The organism is Shinella sp. HY16, from assembly GCF_028534175.1.
GTDB lineage: Bacteria > Pseudomonadota > Alphaproteobacteria > Rhizobiales > Rhizobiaceae > Shinella.
This window is the reverse complement of the sequence record NZ_JAHYXL010000001.1, coordinates 2,495,373-2,509,450: the sequence shown is the minus strand read 5'-3', so window position 1 is coordinate 2,509,450 and position 14,078 is coordinate 2,495,373. Positions and strand designations below refer to the sequence as shown.

The window sequence follows — 14,078 nt, the reverse complement described above, 5'->3', positions numbered from 1 at the left end:
CCCAGATTGGCTCAATTCGAATGCGCTGGCGTCGCATCGCCTCGGGGCGTCACGGCAGCCGGAAATTCTTCAGGTAGCGGTAGACGTCCTTCCTGAGGGTGTCGGCCTCCTCATCCGTCCAGGTTCGAAATCCCTCCCCGGATTTCATACCCAGACGACCGTCCTCGACGAGCGCGCGAAGATAGGGAGACGGTTCGGCGGCGCGGTTCAGGTGCTGAAGCACGACAGCGTGGATGTCGAGTGTAAGGTCCGTGCCGACAAGGTCGGCGTTCTCGATCGGTCCCAGCACGGCGAGCCGACGGCCGAAACTTGCCTTGACCACCGTATCGACCGTGCGGGCATCGGCGATGCCCTCGGCGACGATTGCGATCGCCTCGCGCCAGAGCGCATGCTGCAGGCGGTTGCCGACAAACCCGGCGACATCCTTGCGCACATGCACGGGCGTTTTGCCGACGCTCGTCAGCAGGGCGACCATCGCCTCGATGTTCTGCGGGGCCGTTCTCGCCGTGCCCACCACCTCGACCAGCGGCACGAGGAAGGGCGGGTTCCACCAATGGGTTCCGAGGATACGGTCCGCCGTGTCGAGGTCTCCGGCGATATCGGTTATCGGGATGACCGAGGTGTTCGAGGCGAGGATCGCGTGACGCGGCGCATATCTGACGAGGTCGGCAAAGATCGCCTGCTTGAGCGCCAGCTTTTCGGGTGCGGCTTCGATCACGATCGCGGCATCGGCGACGCATTCGGCGACATCGGCAAAGCCGGTGACGCGCTCCTCCGGTCCGCGCGGCAGGTCGAGATTGTCGAGATTGGCGGCGATCCGGCTTCTCAGGCCGTCGAGGGCGCCTGCCTGTGCATCATGAACGGCGACGTCGTGGCCGGCCACTGCAAAGACCTGGGCAATGCCGTGACCCATCAGGCCGGCACCGATAACCGCGATACGTTCTCTTGCCATGGTCATCCTGCCGTATAGCCGCCGTCGGCATAGAGGATATGCCCGGTGTAGAAATCGGAAGCCCGCGAGGCGAGGAAGAGGAGGGGACCTGCAAGATCCTCCGGCTCCCCGAGCCGGCCCTTTGGAACACGGGCGAGGAAGCCCCTTCGTACCTCCTGCGCCTTTTCCGTATCCTCGAACATCCAGGCGGTGAGGGGCGAGCGGAAGACGGTGGGGGCGATGGCGTTGACGGTGATTCCGGTCGGTCCCCATTCGCAGCCGAGCGCCTTGGTGATGCCGTCGACGGCCGATTTGGAGGCGCAGTAGGCCGTGTAGCCGGCGGGATGGCCGAGCAGGCCCCGGGCCGATGACATCAGCACGATCTTGCCGCCTTCGCCTTGTTGCAGCATCTGCCTGCCGGCAGCTCGCGCCATCAGCCAGCTCTGCATGACATTGGCGTCCATGACATCGGCAAAACGTTCCGGCGTCATGTCGCCGATCTTGGCGACGTCGTTCTTGCCGGAGGCGACGACCAGGATGTCGATGCGCCCGAAGCGGGCGACGGTGTCGGCAACGATCGCATCGCAGGCGGTCTCGCCGCTCGGGCGGCGGTTCAGGGCAAGGACGTCGGCCCCCAGTTCCTGGCAGGCGGAGGCGGTATCGGCGAGTGCCGCGGCATTGCCGGCAACCAGCGCCAGCCTGGCGCCGGCCCCTGCCAGTATTTTCGCCGCGAGTGCGCCAAAAGCGCCGGATGCACCCGTGACGATCGCCACCTTTCCCCGGATGTCGAACAGGGAAGCCGGATTTTTCAGGAAGCTTTCATGGCTCATGGCTGAATTCCCGATGCGTAGGGGATGACGACCAGCATCTTGCAGACGTGGTTGGAGCGGTTTTCGAGCTCCCGCACTTCCCCCGGAGGGATCGTGCAACTGTCGTATCGGCCGAGCACCGTCTCGCTGCCGTCGACTGTTACCGTCATCTCGCCTTCGAGCACGACATAGACCTTTTCGAACGGGGTGGAATCCGGGCCCGCGCCGCCGCCGGGAAGGAACTGCGATAGCCCGACCCACTGGTTGGCCGGCCCGCCTTCCTCGAATCCCTGCAGGCGCAAACCCACCACGCCGCGATGGTTGGGCGCCTCGTAGGATTTCGCTGCGCTGAAACGCTTCGTGAGCATACTGTCTACTCCAAATGCCATTGCGGCCCCTGGCTTACGGTCCGGCCATGCCGAGGCTCGGCGCCCCGGCATGTCGGGCTTGAGATGTCGCGTGGATGCCGGAAAGGGTCAGAAAGCTGCGCCCTTTTCGATGCGGTAGCCCTGGTCCTTGTCGATCATCGCGACGAGGCGGATGATGCAGCCGTCGCCGCGGTCCCAGTTGATCGGGAAGAAGGCGAAGGTGCAGCGCTTGCCGGTGACGGCATCGAGATCGCCACCGGCATTCTCGATGCCGAGAATGCCTGCCTTGAAGATCTTCTGGTGCACCGGTTCCCATTCGGGGAAGTCGTCCTTCCAGTCGCGGCCGCCGGACCACGCCTTGTATTCCTCGGCAAGATGCGGCAGCAGCGGGCCGTTGCGCTGCGGGCCGATGGCGGTGGCCAGCGGATGGTCGTTCGCCTGGGTATCGTGACCGACGACCTTGACGCCCTTCTCGATCATCCAGTCGGCTGCCGACGGCACGAAGCCGGGGCAATAGGCGAAATAGTCACCGTCCTCGTATTGCTTGTGCCAGCCCGTGTTGATGATCAGCACGTCGCCCTTGCGGATAGCGTGACCACAGGCCTGTTCGAGATCGTCATAGGTGATCGGCTCCCACTTTTTCTTCGGGATAGAGACAACGATGCCCGAGCCGAAGAAGTGCGGCAGTGGCACTTCATCGATGAAGGGTGTGCCCTGCACCACATGTGCCGGCGCATCGATATGGGTCGTTACGTGCATGGTGGTGGTGATTGTCTGCGACAGCACGCCGGACTTGGCCATGTAGTGCATGCGCTCGATACGGACGTCCCGGAAATAGGGCCAGTTCGGGCACTGGTAACCGAAGCGGTGAGAGAGATTGTAGAACTCGATCCCCATCGGGTTGTCGAGGTTATCCTGAAATTCGATTCCGCGGACAGTGATGGACATGCAGAAATCCTCCTCGCCGGCGCGGTTGCGCGGCGTAGCATTCGATCCAGATTGGGCTTGCTCCTCCCAGAGCGCCTGTACTTTTATACGGTACATCTGTATCGTTTTTTGTCAAGCGGTCGGGAAATTTTGAGACGGCTGCAAGGCTGCTCTGCGATGGATTGCGATGCCAAAAACAAACAGCGCCGTCTCATGAACGGCGCTGTTTCAGTCTGTCCGGTACGTATTTCCGCCTGCCGGGCGGTCGTTTCAGTCCTGCCGTGCCTGTGGGACGGTGTTGAGCGCCGCCAGGTCCCCCCGGAAAAAGGCGTCCAGATTGGCCAGAACCATATCTTCCTGCGCATCGCGCGCCGAGTGGCTCGCAAAGGCGATGTGGGGCGAGAGGATGAGGTTGGGGGCGGCGAGCAGGCGGGCGGGAATGTCAGGTTCGTTCTCGACGACATCGAGCGCCGCCCCGGCGATCCTGCCTTCTTCCAGCGCGGCGGCGAGCGCCTCGCTGTCGACGAGGGAGCCGCGGGCGACATTGACGACATGCCCGTTGCGGCCGAGGGCGTTGAGGATCGCGCCGTCGACGATGTGGTAGGTCGATGCGTCGGCGCGGGCAGCGACGACGAGGATATCCGACCATTCCGCGAGCGCCGTCAGGCTCTCGAAATAGGCATGGCCGATATCGGGCTTGCGGGACCGGTTGTGATAGCCGATCTCCATTTCGAAACCGGCTGCCCGCAAGGCGACTTTCCTGCCGATGGCGCCGAAGCCGAAGATGCCGAGTTTCGTGCCCGTGAGGCCCGGCACTGCCGGCAGGCTCACCAGGCTGTTGCCGCGCCATTGTCCGGCACGCACGAACCGGTCGGCGCCAAGAATGTTGCGCGCCGAGGCCAGAACGAGGCCCATGGCGAAATCGGCGACGCTGGAGGCGTTCGCGCCCGGACTGTGGGTGACGACCAGCTTGCGCTCGCCGGCGGCCGCAAGGTCGATACCTTCGTAGCCCGTCCCGAAGAACGCGACCACGCCGAGCGCTGGCAAGGCGTCGATCATGCCCCGGCTGGTGGCAAGGCCGCCCTTGGTGACGAGGGCGCGCACCTCTCCGGCCTCGGGCGGCAAGGCCTCCGGCGAGGAGCTGCTCAACGGCCCGACAAGGGTATAGCGTTCGGACAGGAGATGTTTGAAACGGTCGGTGAAGTCGCAGGCGAGAAGGATTTTCGGCTTTGACAAAGGCGTAGTCTCCGGAAGCGCTCAGATGTCTGGATATCTTCCGCCGGCTCTAGCCTCGTTTGGGGTGTTCCGCAATCTGGTTGCAACCTTGGCGTGGAGGAGGGGCCACTTCGGACCGTCCGCTACCCTCCTTTCCGGATGTGCCGTGCCGGCATGGGATGCCTGTGTTAGGCTCCAAAACCTCTTCCGGATTTTGGAAATCGGAACAGGCTGGATGGCCTTGGATGCGTTTGAGGCAGGGACGAAACAGCAGAGCGCGCTCGTTGTCGCCGCCGGATGGTGGCTGCTGGTCTCTTCAGGCTAATCAGTGGGGAAGGGTGGCAGCGAAGTGAAAATACGTGGGCACGGCGGCCGCACGTTCGGGTATGGCGCAACCGCCATACCCGTCATGATCATTCGGTCGAAACCCGCCGAACCCGGCAGAGCGGGGGCCGGCGGCTCGTTCTGCCTTACCAGCGATACTTCAAGGACGCGGTGATGTTGCGGCCTTGACCGAGATAGCAATAGCCGCTGTTGCAGACTGTCTCGCGCCGGTCGGCGATGTTGCGGACGGCGACATTGCCCGTCAGGCCATTGAATTCCTTGTCGATGGCGCTGAAATCGTAGGTGAGGGAGGCATCGACATAGACCGCAGGCTTGTTCTTGCTGGTGTTTTCGATTTCGGCATAGTTCTCGCCCGTGAAGCGAAGCCCGGCGCCGACGGTCAGGCCGTTTGCGAACGTGTCCTCCTGGAAGGTGTAGTTCGCCCACAGGCTGGCGCTGTGGCGCGGCATCACGGCCGGTGTATTGCCGACATTCTCGCCGGCGGTGACCTCGGCATGGTTGTAGGTGTAGGCGGCGATCACGTCGAAGCCTTCGGCGACATTGGCCCGCGCTTCCAGCTCGAGGCCCTTGTTGGTGACCTCACCCAGCGATTCGTAGATACCGTTCAGCGGGTCGACGGCAACGGGCTTGTTCTTCTCGACGAGGTGGTAGAGCGCTGCCGAGAGAAGGATGTCCGTGCCCGGCGGCTGATACTTCAGGCCCAGCTCGTACTGCTCGCCCTCGGTCGGTTGGAGGATGCTGCCGCTTCTCGACTTCTCGGTCACGGGGTCGAAGGAGGTCGCGTAATTGGCGAAGGGCGCAAGGCCGTTGTCGAAGAGATAGACGGCGCCGAGCTGAACGGAAAAGCCGTTCTTGTTGAGGCTCTGGGACGTCTTCGTCCCTGAAGCGACATCCGTCGAATCCTTGTCCTGCTGGACCCATGTCTGCCGGCCACCCAGCGTGAAGCGCCATCTGTCGAGCTCGATCTGGTCGAGGACATAGACCCCCAGCTGCCGCATCGAGCTGTCGCTGAGGCTGGTATAGGCCGGCGTCGGCCCGGAGACGCCGCGGGTCGGGTTTGCGAGGTCGAAATCGTAGTCCGGGTCGCTTGGGCCGGAGCCGAAACCGAAGGACGATTTCACATTGCTGTAGTCGAGGCCGAGCATGGCGGTGTGCGTCGCCGGACCGGTGTCGAACTTGTATTCCAGCTGGTTGTCGACCTGGAAGACGTCGAGATCGTCGCCCAGCGAATAGGGCGTGCGATGGGCAACGGTGCCCATCCAGTCGGTGACGCCGAGATAACGTCCCCAGAGCTTCAGATGGGAGTAGCGCAGCTTCTGGCGGAAGGTGAGGCCGTTGTCGAACTGATGCTCGAACTGGTAGCCGACCTGCTGCTGGCGGACTTTCTGATAGTCGTAGTCCGGATCGCTGCCGCGCAGCTCGTGGATCTTGCCGTCGGGACCGATGAGCGCACCGACATCCACGTCGGTCTCGTCCGCCTGTACCGCGCCGTAGACGGTGAGGGAGGTCGCCTCGTCCGGCTTCCAGGTGATGGCCGGCTGGAAAAGGTAGCGGTCGTCGGCGATGTCGAAATTGGTGTCGCCCCGTCTTGCCAGGCCGACGATGCGGTAGAGCACGCTGTTGTCTTCCTCGCTCAGGGGGCCCCCGAAATCGAACATCGCCTGAACGCGATCCTCGGTGCCGTAGAGGATGCCGACCTCGCGGATCGTCTCTTCCGTCGGCATTTTCGAGGTCTTGTTTACGATGCCGCCCGGAGAGCCTGCACCGTAGAGTACGGAGATGGGGCCCTTGATGACTTCGACCTGTTCGAGGGCATAGGGTTCGTTGCGGAGCATGCCGTAGCTGAGATAGGGCTGCCGGAGGCCGTCGCGGTAATCGCCCGTGGTCGTGATGTCATTGCCGCGGAGAACGATCTGGTCGAAACGCGGATCGAAACCGTAGCCGCCCGTCGAGACACCGGCAGAGTAGCGCACGGCTTCGATGATGTCCTGCACGCCGCGCTTGTCGAGCTCGTCGCGGCTGATGAGCGAAACGGTTCGCGGCGTCTCGATCAGCGCGGTCGGGATCTTGGTGGCGCCGTCGATGACAATCGCGCTGAGCTCCGTCGCGCCGCCAGCGTCCTGGTTGGCGGTCGCCTCTTGCGCGGTGGCGTTTCCAGTCAGGGCCAGCACGGTCGCCAACGCTGTGGCAGCGCGCCAAGCATGAAGCTTGTGTCTCTTCAAGTAATTGATATTACTATTTGAATTATGCTTCATGTGACGTCCCATCCGGTCAGCTTCGACAAAGATGGCGTACCCTATATAGCAGGCGTTGCCGGCGTCAAGAATACATGACTTGTTCAGTCATCTTTTTTATCGCGTTGTTGCGAAGACGTGTGCAGGAGCCGATTTCGACGGGGCAAGGCTTGCTTTCCGCCCTGTGATCAAGCCGAAGCGATGGGCTGCGGCGCTTGCCGGGCGGCGAATCGCATGATGCCGCCATCGCGGTCAGCCGTCTCCGTGAGAGTGTCCGCCGCCCCGGGATTGCCGGGGGCGGCGGATTTTGTCTGTCAGGCGCGCATCTCCGGGCCATGTGGCGTGCGGGCCTGCCGATAGGAACGCCTGGCGGCGGGGCGCTGGTCCGTTTCGAGCGACAGGGCGGCGAGGCATCTTGTATGCGCCTCCCGCAGCAGGCCGCAGACCAGCGCGCAGGAAACGCCGGCCTCCCGAGCGATCGTCTTCTGCGGGACATCCTCGAAATAGTAGTCTTCATAGAACTTGCGCGTGCGCGTCGGCATGGCCTCGACCGCGCAGCGGAAGGCCTGGTAGGCCTCGGTTTCGCGCAGCCGTTCTTCGGGGCTGCCATAGGTGGACGTGTTGTCGCCGATCTCTTCCTCGAGAAACAGGCCTCTTTCATAACGCAGCCGCCGCATATGATCGGTTGCGAGATTGCGCACCATGCGCATCACATAGGAGGTTGGCACCGCTATGTCCTGGCTGAGCGGCTTGGAGACGAGTTGCAGCAGGACGTCCTGCACGACGTCCTCCGCGAGCGTGACGCAGCCGGTGATTCGGCGGGCGACGGAGAGGAGCTTGGGATAGGCCTGAAGAGCTGATTGGAGTTGTTCATTGCAAGTCGACTGGGGGCTGCTGATCGCGATCATGTCGGGCTCTCTTTGAAACTCAAGGCTGTATTTCAACGTCCCCTCATTTTTTCTGGAGGTTATAAAACATGATTCTTGTAGTCAAGATATCGGCTGAATTGTGGAAGCTCTCTTTTTGGGGGGTTAATTAATTGATTTTGAATTTTTATTCATGTGTTCTTATGAGGCAGGCGATATCATCTTGATGTTGCCAGGCTGGGACCGCCACCGGATTTTCGATGGTGACGGCCCATATGAACCGGGGCTCTAGACCGCGATGGATCTGGCTGCCGTCGCGAAGGTTGTGGGTATGGGACTGTATACCTTGAATTGTGCGCGGCATGCCGGTCGCGATAGGCCGCGGATCATCCAGAAGACCGCGCCCGTGACATTTGAGGACCGCCTCCTTGCCGGCCCAGAGAGCCAAAAATACCGCGGGGCGTTGCGACGTGGAAAACTGCCGGAGCCAATCGGCCTCTTCTTGCGAAAGTACCAGTGGCGCAAGATGGCGTATCTCCGCTTCGTCCAGCCTTCCCGGCTGCTCGATATCGAGGCCCACGCGACCGTTGCGGCTTACCGCAAGTGCAACGATGTCCGCCGTGCGGGAGAGATTGAAATCGATATCGGGGTGATCGGGCAGATAGGGCCGCCCCTCGGGCGAGAGCGCGATGGCGACGGACTGCGGTGCGCAGCCGGTGGCCCGGGAGAGAACGCTACGGCAAAGCAGGCGGCCCGCGACGAACGAGCGGGCAGCTTCACGCGAACGGAAAGTGGCTGCGCGCTGCCGTTCGGCCGGGCTCAGCGTCGTGTCGGGAACGGAATGCCCCGCGCGCAGATGCAGGCTGTAAAGCTCGATCTGCGCGCGTGCGTCTTCCAATGATGGTGCGAGCACCTATTCCGCAGCCTGGCCCAGATGCGCGGGGAGCCGCGCCGAGCCGCCTTCGCTCTCCCACTGCACGACGGGATCGACCTGTACCAGATCGAAATGGTTCCGCCCGACCAGGGCATTGGCGATGACGGCGCTGCGCCAGGCGGCGAGGCTGAGCTGCGGTTCGGCTATGCCGTGGCTGTGGCGTCCGGCATTGAGCACGAAGATGCGGTTTTCGCGCGGGCCGTCCCACGCCAGCGAGAAATCGCTTTCCAGCACCGGCTCGCCGAGCGAGTTGAAGGCGATGCGGCTTTCCAGCGATTGCAGGAATTCCGGTAGCACGAAGCGGTAGCCGGTGGCGAACACCACCTTGTCGACGGTGACCGTCTCGATGCTCTCGTCGAAACCGTTGCGCATGGTCAGCGTGATTTCGGCGCCTTCCTGCTCGGCGGCGATGACGTCACGGAAGGGCCGCAGCGAAACGCCGTGATCGACGCCTTCGCCCGCCTCGAACTGCCGCTCATAGAGCCGGCGATAGAGTTTTTTGAGCGTCGAGGCGGAAACGCCGTCGCTGGCGAGCACCTGCCGGCGCGTGTGGATCAGCCGCAACTCTTCCGGAAGGCCATGGAAGCGCTCCATGTAGCTCGGCGTGAACAGTTCGTTGGTGAAGGGCGTGGCGTCGAGCGGCTCGAAATTCGGCCGGCGGCTGATCCAGTGCACGGCCGAAATGCCGTCGCGCTCCAGCAGCGCATCGACGATCTCCGCCCCGCTCTGCCCGCCGCCGATGACGGCGACCCGCCCGGCCTTCACCTCGCCGAGCCGCGCGACGGCCTCGCTGCTGTGGAAGGTCGTGGATTTCGACAGTGCCTCGGCCCAGACCGGCCGCGACGGCAGCTTGCCGACGCCGACAGCGAGGTTTTTCGCATGCACGGCCTCGTTGTCGGTGGCGATGGCGAAGCGGTCGCCGGCAAGGTGCACGTCGCGCAGGCTGGTGCCGAAGCGCAGCGAGGTGAGGCCGCGCGCCACCCAGCCGAGATAATCGGCGAATTCCTTGCGCGGCACGGCTTCATACTCGGCGTTGATGAACTGGTAGAAGCGCTTGTGCGCCACGAGATAGGCCAGGAAACTCCAGGGGCTGGTCGGGTTGGTGGCGGTCACCAGGTCCTTCAGGATGGAGGTCTGCATTTCCGCGCCGGGCAGCATCATGCCGGGATGCCAGGCGAAGGCGGCGCGGCGCTCGAAGAAGCGCACCGAAAGCTCCGGGATCGAATCGAGCTGGGCGGCGAGGCTGAGGTTGAACGGTCCGATACCGGCCCCGACGAGGTTGAGCACATGGGATGTCATGATGGAACTCCAGAATGAGGGCAGTTAGAGGAGGGAAGAGGTAAAAACCTGGTCCAGCCGCCGGGCGAAACGCTGGTGGAACGGCGTCTTGCCGATGATCGTCAGGTGGTTGGTGCCGGTGACGATCTCCGATGCGGTGGCGTTCGGCGAATAGCGACGCCAGTCGATGACGTTGAGCGCGCGGGTGAGGGAATCTTCCGCGGCGAAGGCGTGGATGCGGAAATCCGACGGGGCGAGGCGGTAGTTGCGGAAGATCATCGCGTTGTCGACGAGGATCCAGAACGTGTGCTCCTCCGAGCCGATATCCGGCCCGTCCGTCGGCAGGGTCACGTTGTTCTTGACGATATGCGAGAGGAACTGCTCGTAGACCTCCGCATCCATGGCGGCGAAGAGGCGTTTCCAGTCCTCGCGCATCGGCGTTGTCGCAAGCCATTGCTGCACGGCCGCATGGGTCCGCGCGCGAACACCCTCGGCGAAGCGCGGCAGGATGCCGACGGTGAACTCCTCGTCCATGTCGCAGACGTCGACCATGCCGATCATCCTAAGATCGATGTCGTTGCCGAGCTGACGCGCGGCCTCGTAGGCGAGCAGGCCGCCCCAGGACCAGCCGAGGAAGGCGCAGGGCCGGCCCTTGGCCTGCCGCCGCACGGCCTCCGCATAGCGCGCCGTGATGTCCTCGACGCGGGTGCTCAGCGTCTTGGTCTCGGTCAGCGAGTAGCAGATGAAGCCGGTCGCCGGCTGGTCGGGGCCGAGATAATCCACCAGCCGCATATATTCGCGGGTGCTGACGAGCAGGCCCGGAAAGCAGTAGAGCACCGGCTTCTCACCGTTCCGCCGGAGATAGACCACATCGACGCCCGCCTCGTCGCGGCCGCCCTCGATGGCGAGCGCAAGGTCGCGGATGGTCGGGTGGTTGAACATGTCGGCGATCGACAGCGGCCATTCGGGATGGCGCATCTTCAGGCGCGAGACGATGCGCACCGCCGCCAGCGATTGCCCGCCGATCTCGAAGAAGTTTTCGGTGACGCCGATCTCGCCGATATCGAGAATATCCTGCCAGACCGAGAGGATCGCCGTCTCCTTCTCGCCCACCGGCGGAACCAGCGCCCGCTCGATGCGCGGGGCGGGCAGGGCGGCGCGGTCCAGCTTGCTGTTCGGGCCCATGGGCAGGGCGTCGATCAGCATGATGGTCTGCGGCACCATGTAATCGGGCAGAGCGGCCACAGTGGCGCGGCGCAGGTCCGTCACGCTCAGCGCCTCGCCCTCGCGCGGCACCACATAGGCGACGAGGAAGCTGCGCCCGCCCTCGTTGTGCAGCAGCACCACGGCCTCGGCGACGCGCGGATCGGCGCGCAGCACGGCCTCGATCTCGCCCGGCTCGATGCGGAAGCCGCGCAGCTTGATCTGGTGGTCGACGCGCCCGGCGAATTCGACGATGCCGTCCTCGCGCCAGCGGCCGAGATCGCCGGATTTGTAGAGCCGGCCGCTGCCGGAGAACGGATCGGGGATGAAGCGGTCGGCCGTCAGTTCGGGCTGGCCGAGATAGCCGCGCGCCACGCCGCTGCCGCCGATATAGATCTCGCCGCTGCCGCCGACGGGCACCGGCGCGAGATCGGCGTCCAGCACATAGATGCGCCGGTCGCCGACGCCGCGGCCGATGGGCGCGACCGCGCCCTCGAAGCGCGTGCCGGCCGGGATTTTCCAGATCATCGGCGTCATGATCGTCTCGGTCGGGCCGTAGCCGTTGATCAGCAGCTTGGCCTTGAGGTTTTCCGTGATCATGTCGAAGACGGCCTGCGACAGCGCCTCTCCGCCGAAGGAATAGAGCCGCAGCCGGGGAATGTCGGCGTTCTCGCCGGCATATTCGGCAAGGCCGCGCACATAGCTCGTCGGCAGGCTGGCGTTGTTGACGCCGTGCCGGACCATGATGGCGAAGGCGTCCTCGGGCGTCGCCAGCTTGTCGGGCGCGAGAACCACGCCGCCGCCGGCCATCAGCGGCACCATCCAGCGCTCGTGGCCGCCGTCGGAGGTGAAGGGCAGCACCGGATATTCGCAGGAGTCTTCGCTCATCTCGTAGATGCGCAGCGTCGCCTTGCAATGGTGCGCCAGCGGCCCGTGTTCGACGGCCACGCCCTTCGGCACGCCGGTCGAGCCGGAGGTGTAGATCACATAGGCGAGCTGGTCCGGCGCGATGACGGTGGCGGGCGCGGTCTCGGCCTCGCCCGAAAGGTCCGTCGTGTCGAGGTTGAGCATCGGCGTGGCGATATCGCCCGGCAGGTTGGCGATGTGCTTCGTGCGGGAGATGACCAGCGACAGGCCGGGCGCGGTGAGGATATGCCGGTTGCGCGCCTCGGGATGGTCGGGTTCGACCGGCGTGAACGCGCCGCCGGATTTCAGCACGGCGAGAATGGCGACGATGGCGTCGACCGATTTTTCGAGCGCGATGGCGACGCGTTTTTCCGGGCCGATGCCGAGCGCGATCAGGCGGTGCGCCAACCGGTTGGCGGCGGTTTCGAGGTCGCCGTGGTTGACGGAACGCTCGCCCTGCGCAACGGCGAAGGCATGCGGCCGGCGGCGGGCCTGCGCGGCGATGACCTCGTGGATGGGCGTGCCGTCGTCGGGCGCGGGCGTATCCGGGTAGGGCGCGGAGAGCCGGTCCAGTTCTTCACGCGAAACGAAGGGGATGTGCCTAATCGGCTCGTCCGGGTGGCTGGCGAGGCGCGCAAGCGCAATCGCCAGATCGTCGGCGAAGCGGGCGACCTGCTTGCGGTCGAGCTTTTGCGGATCGAAGCCGAAGCCGATGGACAGCCGCTCGGCGGAAAGGCGCGAGACGGTCACCACCAGCTCCGCATCGCGGCGGGCCGGCGGTTCCGCGACGGCGCGCACGCCGGCCAATTCGGCAAAGCGGAAGGGCGGGCGCACGTCGAGGATCGTCCTGGCGAGGCTCGTCGTGTCGAAACTTTCGTCGCGGCGCAGCAGCGCGTCGGCAAGCGCTTCGAACGGCACGGACTGCCCGGCCGCCGTGGCGATCTCCGCCTCGAAGGCGGCGCGGGCGTCGGCGAGGGTCATGGCCCCGGTGAGCGCCGTCGTCAGCACCAGCACGTCCTCGCTGCGGGCGGCGATTTCCGGCGCGGACGGCCGAGTGACGAGGCCGATGCGCTGCGCGCCGTGGCCGGAATGCCGGCGAAGCGCGATGCCGAGCGCCGCGAGCACGTCGCGCGCCGTCTCCTCGGTCGATTGTGTTGGTGAGACCGGCGCATCCAGCCGGTGTTCGGCCCAGATCTCGTCGACGAGATCGCGCCCGACGGCCTGCGGGACGAGCGCGGCGACGCTGTCCTGCGCCGTCAGCCGCCGGAACCAGAAATCGACCAGCGGCTGCGCGGGAACGCGCGGCGCGCCGTTGCCGGCCATCCAGGCCGCGACGCCGCCGCCACCGACCGCCGCGGGGGTATCCCCGCCGAGAATGTGCAGAAAATCCGTCGCGAGAAGGTCGAGCGTTGCGGCATCGGCCAGCACGGCATGCAGCGAAAACACCGCGCCGCGGGCCTCGCCGTTTTCCGTGACGAGGGTGAAGCGGGCCGGATTGTCGCTCGCCAGATCGACCGGGCGGTTCCGTTCCGCCGCAACGGCCGCGGACAGCGCGTCCCCGGCATTGCCGGCACTGGCCGCTTCCACGACGGCGACGCTCTGGCCGCTCGTCAGGACCTGCTGCACCGCACCGCCGGCCCGCGCCTCGAAATGCGTGGTGACGAGGGGGTGCAGGCGCGACAGGAGGGCGAGGGCTGCATGCGCCGCGGCAAGGGTGACGGGCGGGAAGGTAACGGCAAGAATTTGCCGTCCGTAGACGGCCTCGTTGCCCGTCTCCGACAAGAGCCAGATTCGCGACTGTGCCGGCGATAGCGAACATCTCGCCACCGGAGCGAAGTCGTTTGCCGCCTTGGCGTTCCGATCATGAATTGTCATTTCTTCGCCGTTCTCTCGATGGAATCGTAATATATTATGGACATGACGAATATAATCATACAATTCTCCCGGGGATTTCTGTAATAATAGAGCTTATATGATCGATATTCGCGCCATTCATGCATAGATCGATTGGGATTCTCTCCGCCGTTACATCGATGCGACCCAATGACGAATGAGCGCTGCG

General features: G+C 64.5%; 10 protein-coding genes. All 10 read right to left on the bottom strand.

Annotation, left to right across the window (positions count from 1 at the left end):
* Positions 1-49: 49 nt before the first annotated feature.
* Positions 50-952, bottom strand: coding sequence for a 3-hydroxyacyl-CoA dehydrogenase family protein (locus K0P03_RS12435; protein WP_272789742.1), 903 nt, complete (start codon positions 950-952; stop codon positions 50-52).
* 2 nt (positions 953-954) lie between these two features.
* Positions 955-1,761 carry an SDR family NAD(P)-dependent oxidoreductase gene (locus tag K0P03_RS12430; protein WP_272789741.1) on the bottom strand — a complete coding sequence of 269 codons (807 nt, stop codon included), beginning with the start codon at positions 1,759-1,761 and terminating at the stop codon, positions 955-957.
* Entirely contained in the window at positions 1,758-2,108 is a 351-nt protein-coding gene (locus tag K0P03_RS12425) for a cupin domain-containing protein (RefSeq protein WP_023512880.1), read from the bottom strand. Before K0P03_RS12425 ends, K0P03_RS12430 begins: the two co-directional genes overlap by 4 nt.
* 108 nt (positions 2,109-2,216) lie before the next feature.
* Positions 2,217-3,056: a cyclase family protein gene (locus K0P03_RS12420; protein ID WP_272789740.1), complete on the bottom strand. Its 840-nt coding sequence runs from the start codon at positions 3,054-3,056 to the stop codon at positions 2,217-2,219.
* Between the two features lie 249 nt (positions 3,057-3,305).
* Positions 3,306-4,271 (bottom strand): 2-hydroxyacid dehydrogenase, encoded by a 966-nt coding sequence (locus K0P03_RS12415; RefSeq protein WP_272789739.1) that lies wholly within the window; start codon positions 4,269-4,271, stop codon positions 3,306-3,308.
* Between the two features lie 449 nt (positions 4,272-4,720).
* Entirely contained in the window at positions 4,721-6,850 is a 2,130-nt protein-coding gene (locus K0P03_RS12410) for a TonB-dependent siderophore receptor (protein ID WP_443020546.1), read from the bottom strand.
* Positions 6,851-7,143: 293 nt separating this feature from the next.
* Positions 7,144-7,737 (bottom strand): sigma-70 family RNA polymerase sigma factor, encoded by a 594-nt coding sequence (locus tag K0P03_RS12405; RefSeq protein ID WP_272789737.1) that lies wholly within the window; start codon positions 7,735-7,737, stop codon positions 7,144-7,146.
* 145 nt (positions 7,738-7,882) lie between these two features.
* The gene (locus K0P03_RS12400) at positions 7,883-8,593 is read right to left on the bottom strand and encodes a 4'-phosphopantetheinyl transferase family protein (RefSeq protein ID WP_272789736.1); all 711 of its coding nucleotides are present in this window, start codon (positions 8,591-8,593) and stop codon (positions 7,883-7,885) included.
* A 15-nt stretch (positions 8,594-8,608) separates the two neighbouring features.
* Positions 8,609-9,928, bottom strand: a complete 1,320-nt coding sequence (locus tag K0P03_RS12395; protein WP_272789735.1) for a lysine N(6)-hydroxylase/L-ornithine N(5)-oxygenase family protein — start codon at positions 9,926-9,928, stop codon at positions 8,609-8,611.
* A 24-nt stretch (positions 9,929-9,952) separates the two neighbouring features.
* Positions 9,953-13,891 carry an amino acid adenylation domain-containing protein gene (locus K0P03_RS12390; RefSeq protein WP_272789734.1) on the bottom strand — a complete coding sequence of 1,313 codons (3,939 nt, stop codon included), beginning with the start codon at positions 13,889-13,891 and terminating at the stop codon, positions 9,953-9,955.
* Between the last annotated feature and the right edge of the window lie 187 nt (positions 13,892-14,078).

Excerpts from the sequence above, each read along its gene's own strand:
- K0P03_RS12435 (WP_272789742.1), bottom strand. The coding sequence starts at position 952 with ATGGCAAGAGAACGTATCGCGGTTATCGGTGCCGGCCTGATGGGTCAC.
- K0P03_RS12430 (WP_272789741.1), bottom strand. The coding sequence starts at position 1,761 with ATGAGCCATGAAAGCTTCCTGAAAAATCCGGCTTCCCTGTTCGACATC.
- K0P03_RS12425 (WP_023512880.1), bottom strand. The coding sequence starts at position 2,108 with ATGCTCACGAAGCGTTTCAGCGCAGCGAAATCCTACGAGGCGCCCAAC.
- K0P03_RS12420 (WP_272789740.1), bottom strand. The coding sequence starts at position 3,056 with ATGTCCATCACTGTCCGCGGAATCGAATTTCAGGATAACCTCGACAAC.
- K0P03_RS12410 (WP_443020546.1), bottom strand. The coding sequence starts at position 6,850 with ATGAAGCATAATTCAAATAGTAATATCAATTACTTGAAGAGACACAAG.
- K0P03_RS12405 (WP_272789737.1), bottom strand. The coding sequence starts at position 7,737 with ATGATCGCGATCAGCAGCCCCCAGTCGACTTGCAATGAACAACTCCAA.
- K0P03_RS12395 (WP_272789735.1), bottom strand. The coding sequence starts at position 9,928 with ATGACATCCCATGTGCTCAACCTCGTCGGGGCCGGTATCGGACCGTTC.
- K0P03_RS12390 (WP_272789734.1), bottom strand. The coding sequence starts at position 13,891 with ATGACAATTCATGATCGGAACGCCAAGGCGGCAAACGACTTCGCTCCG.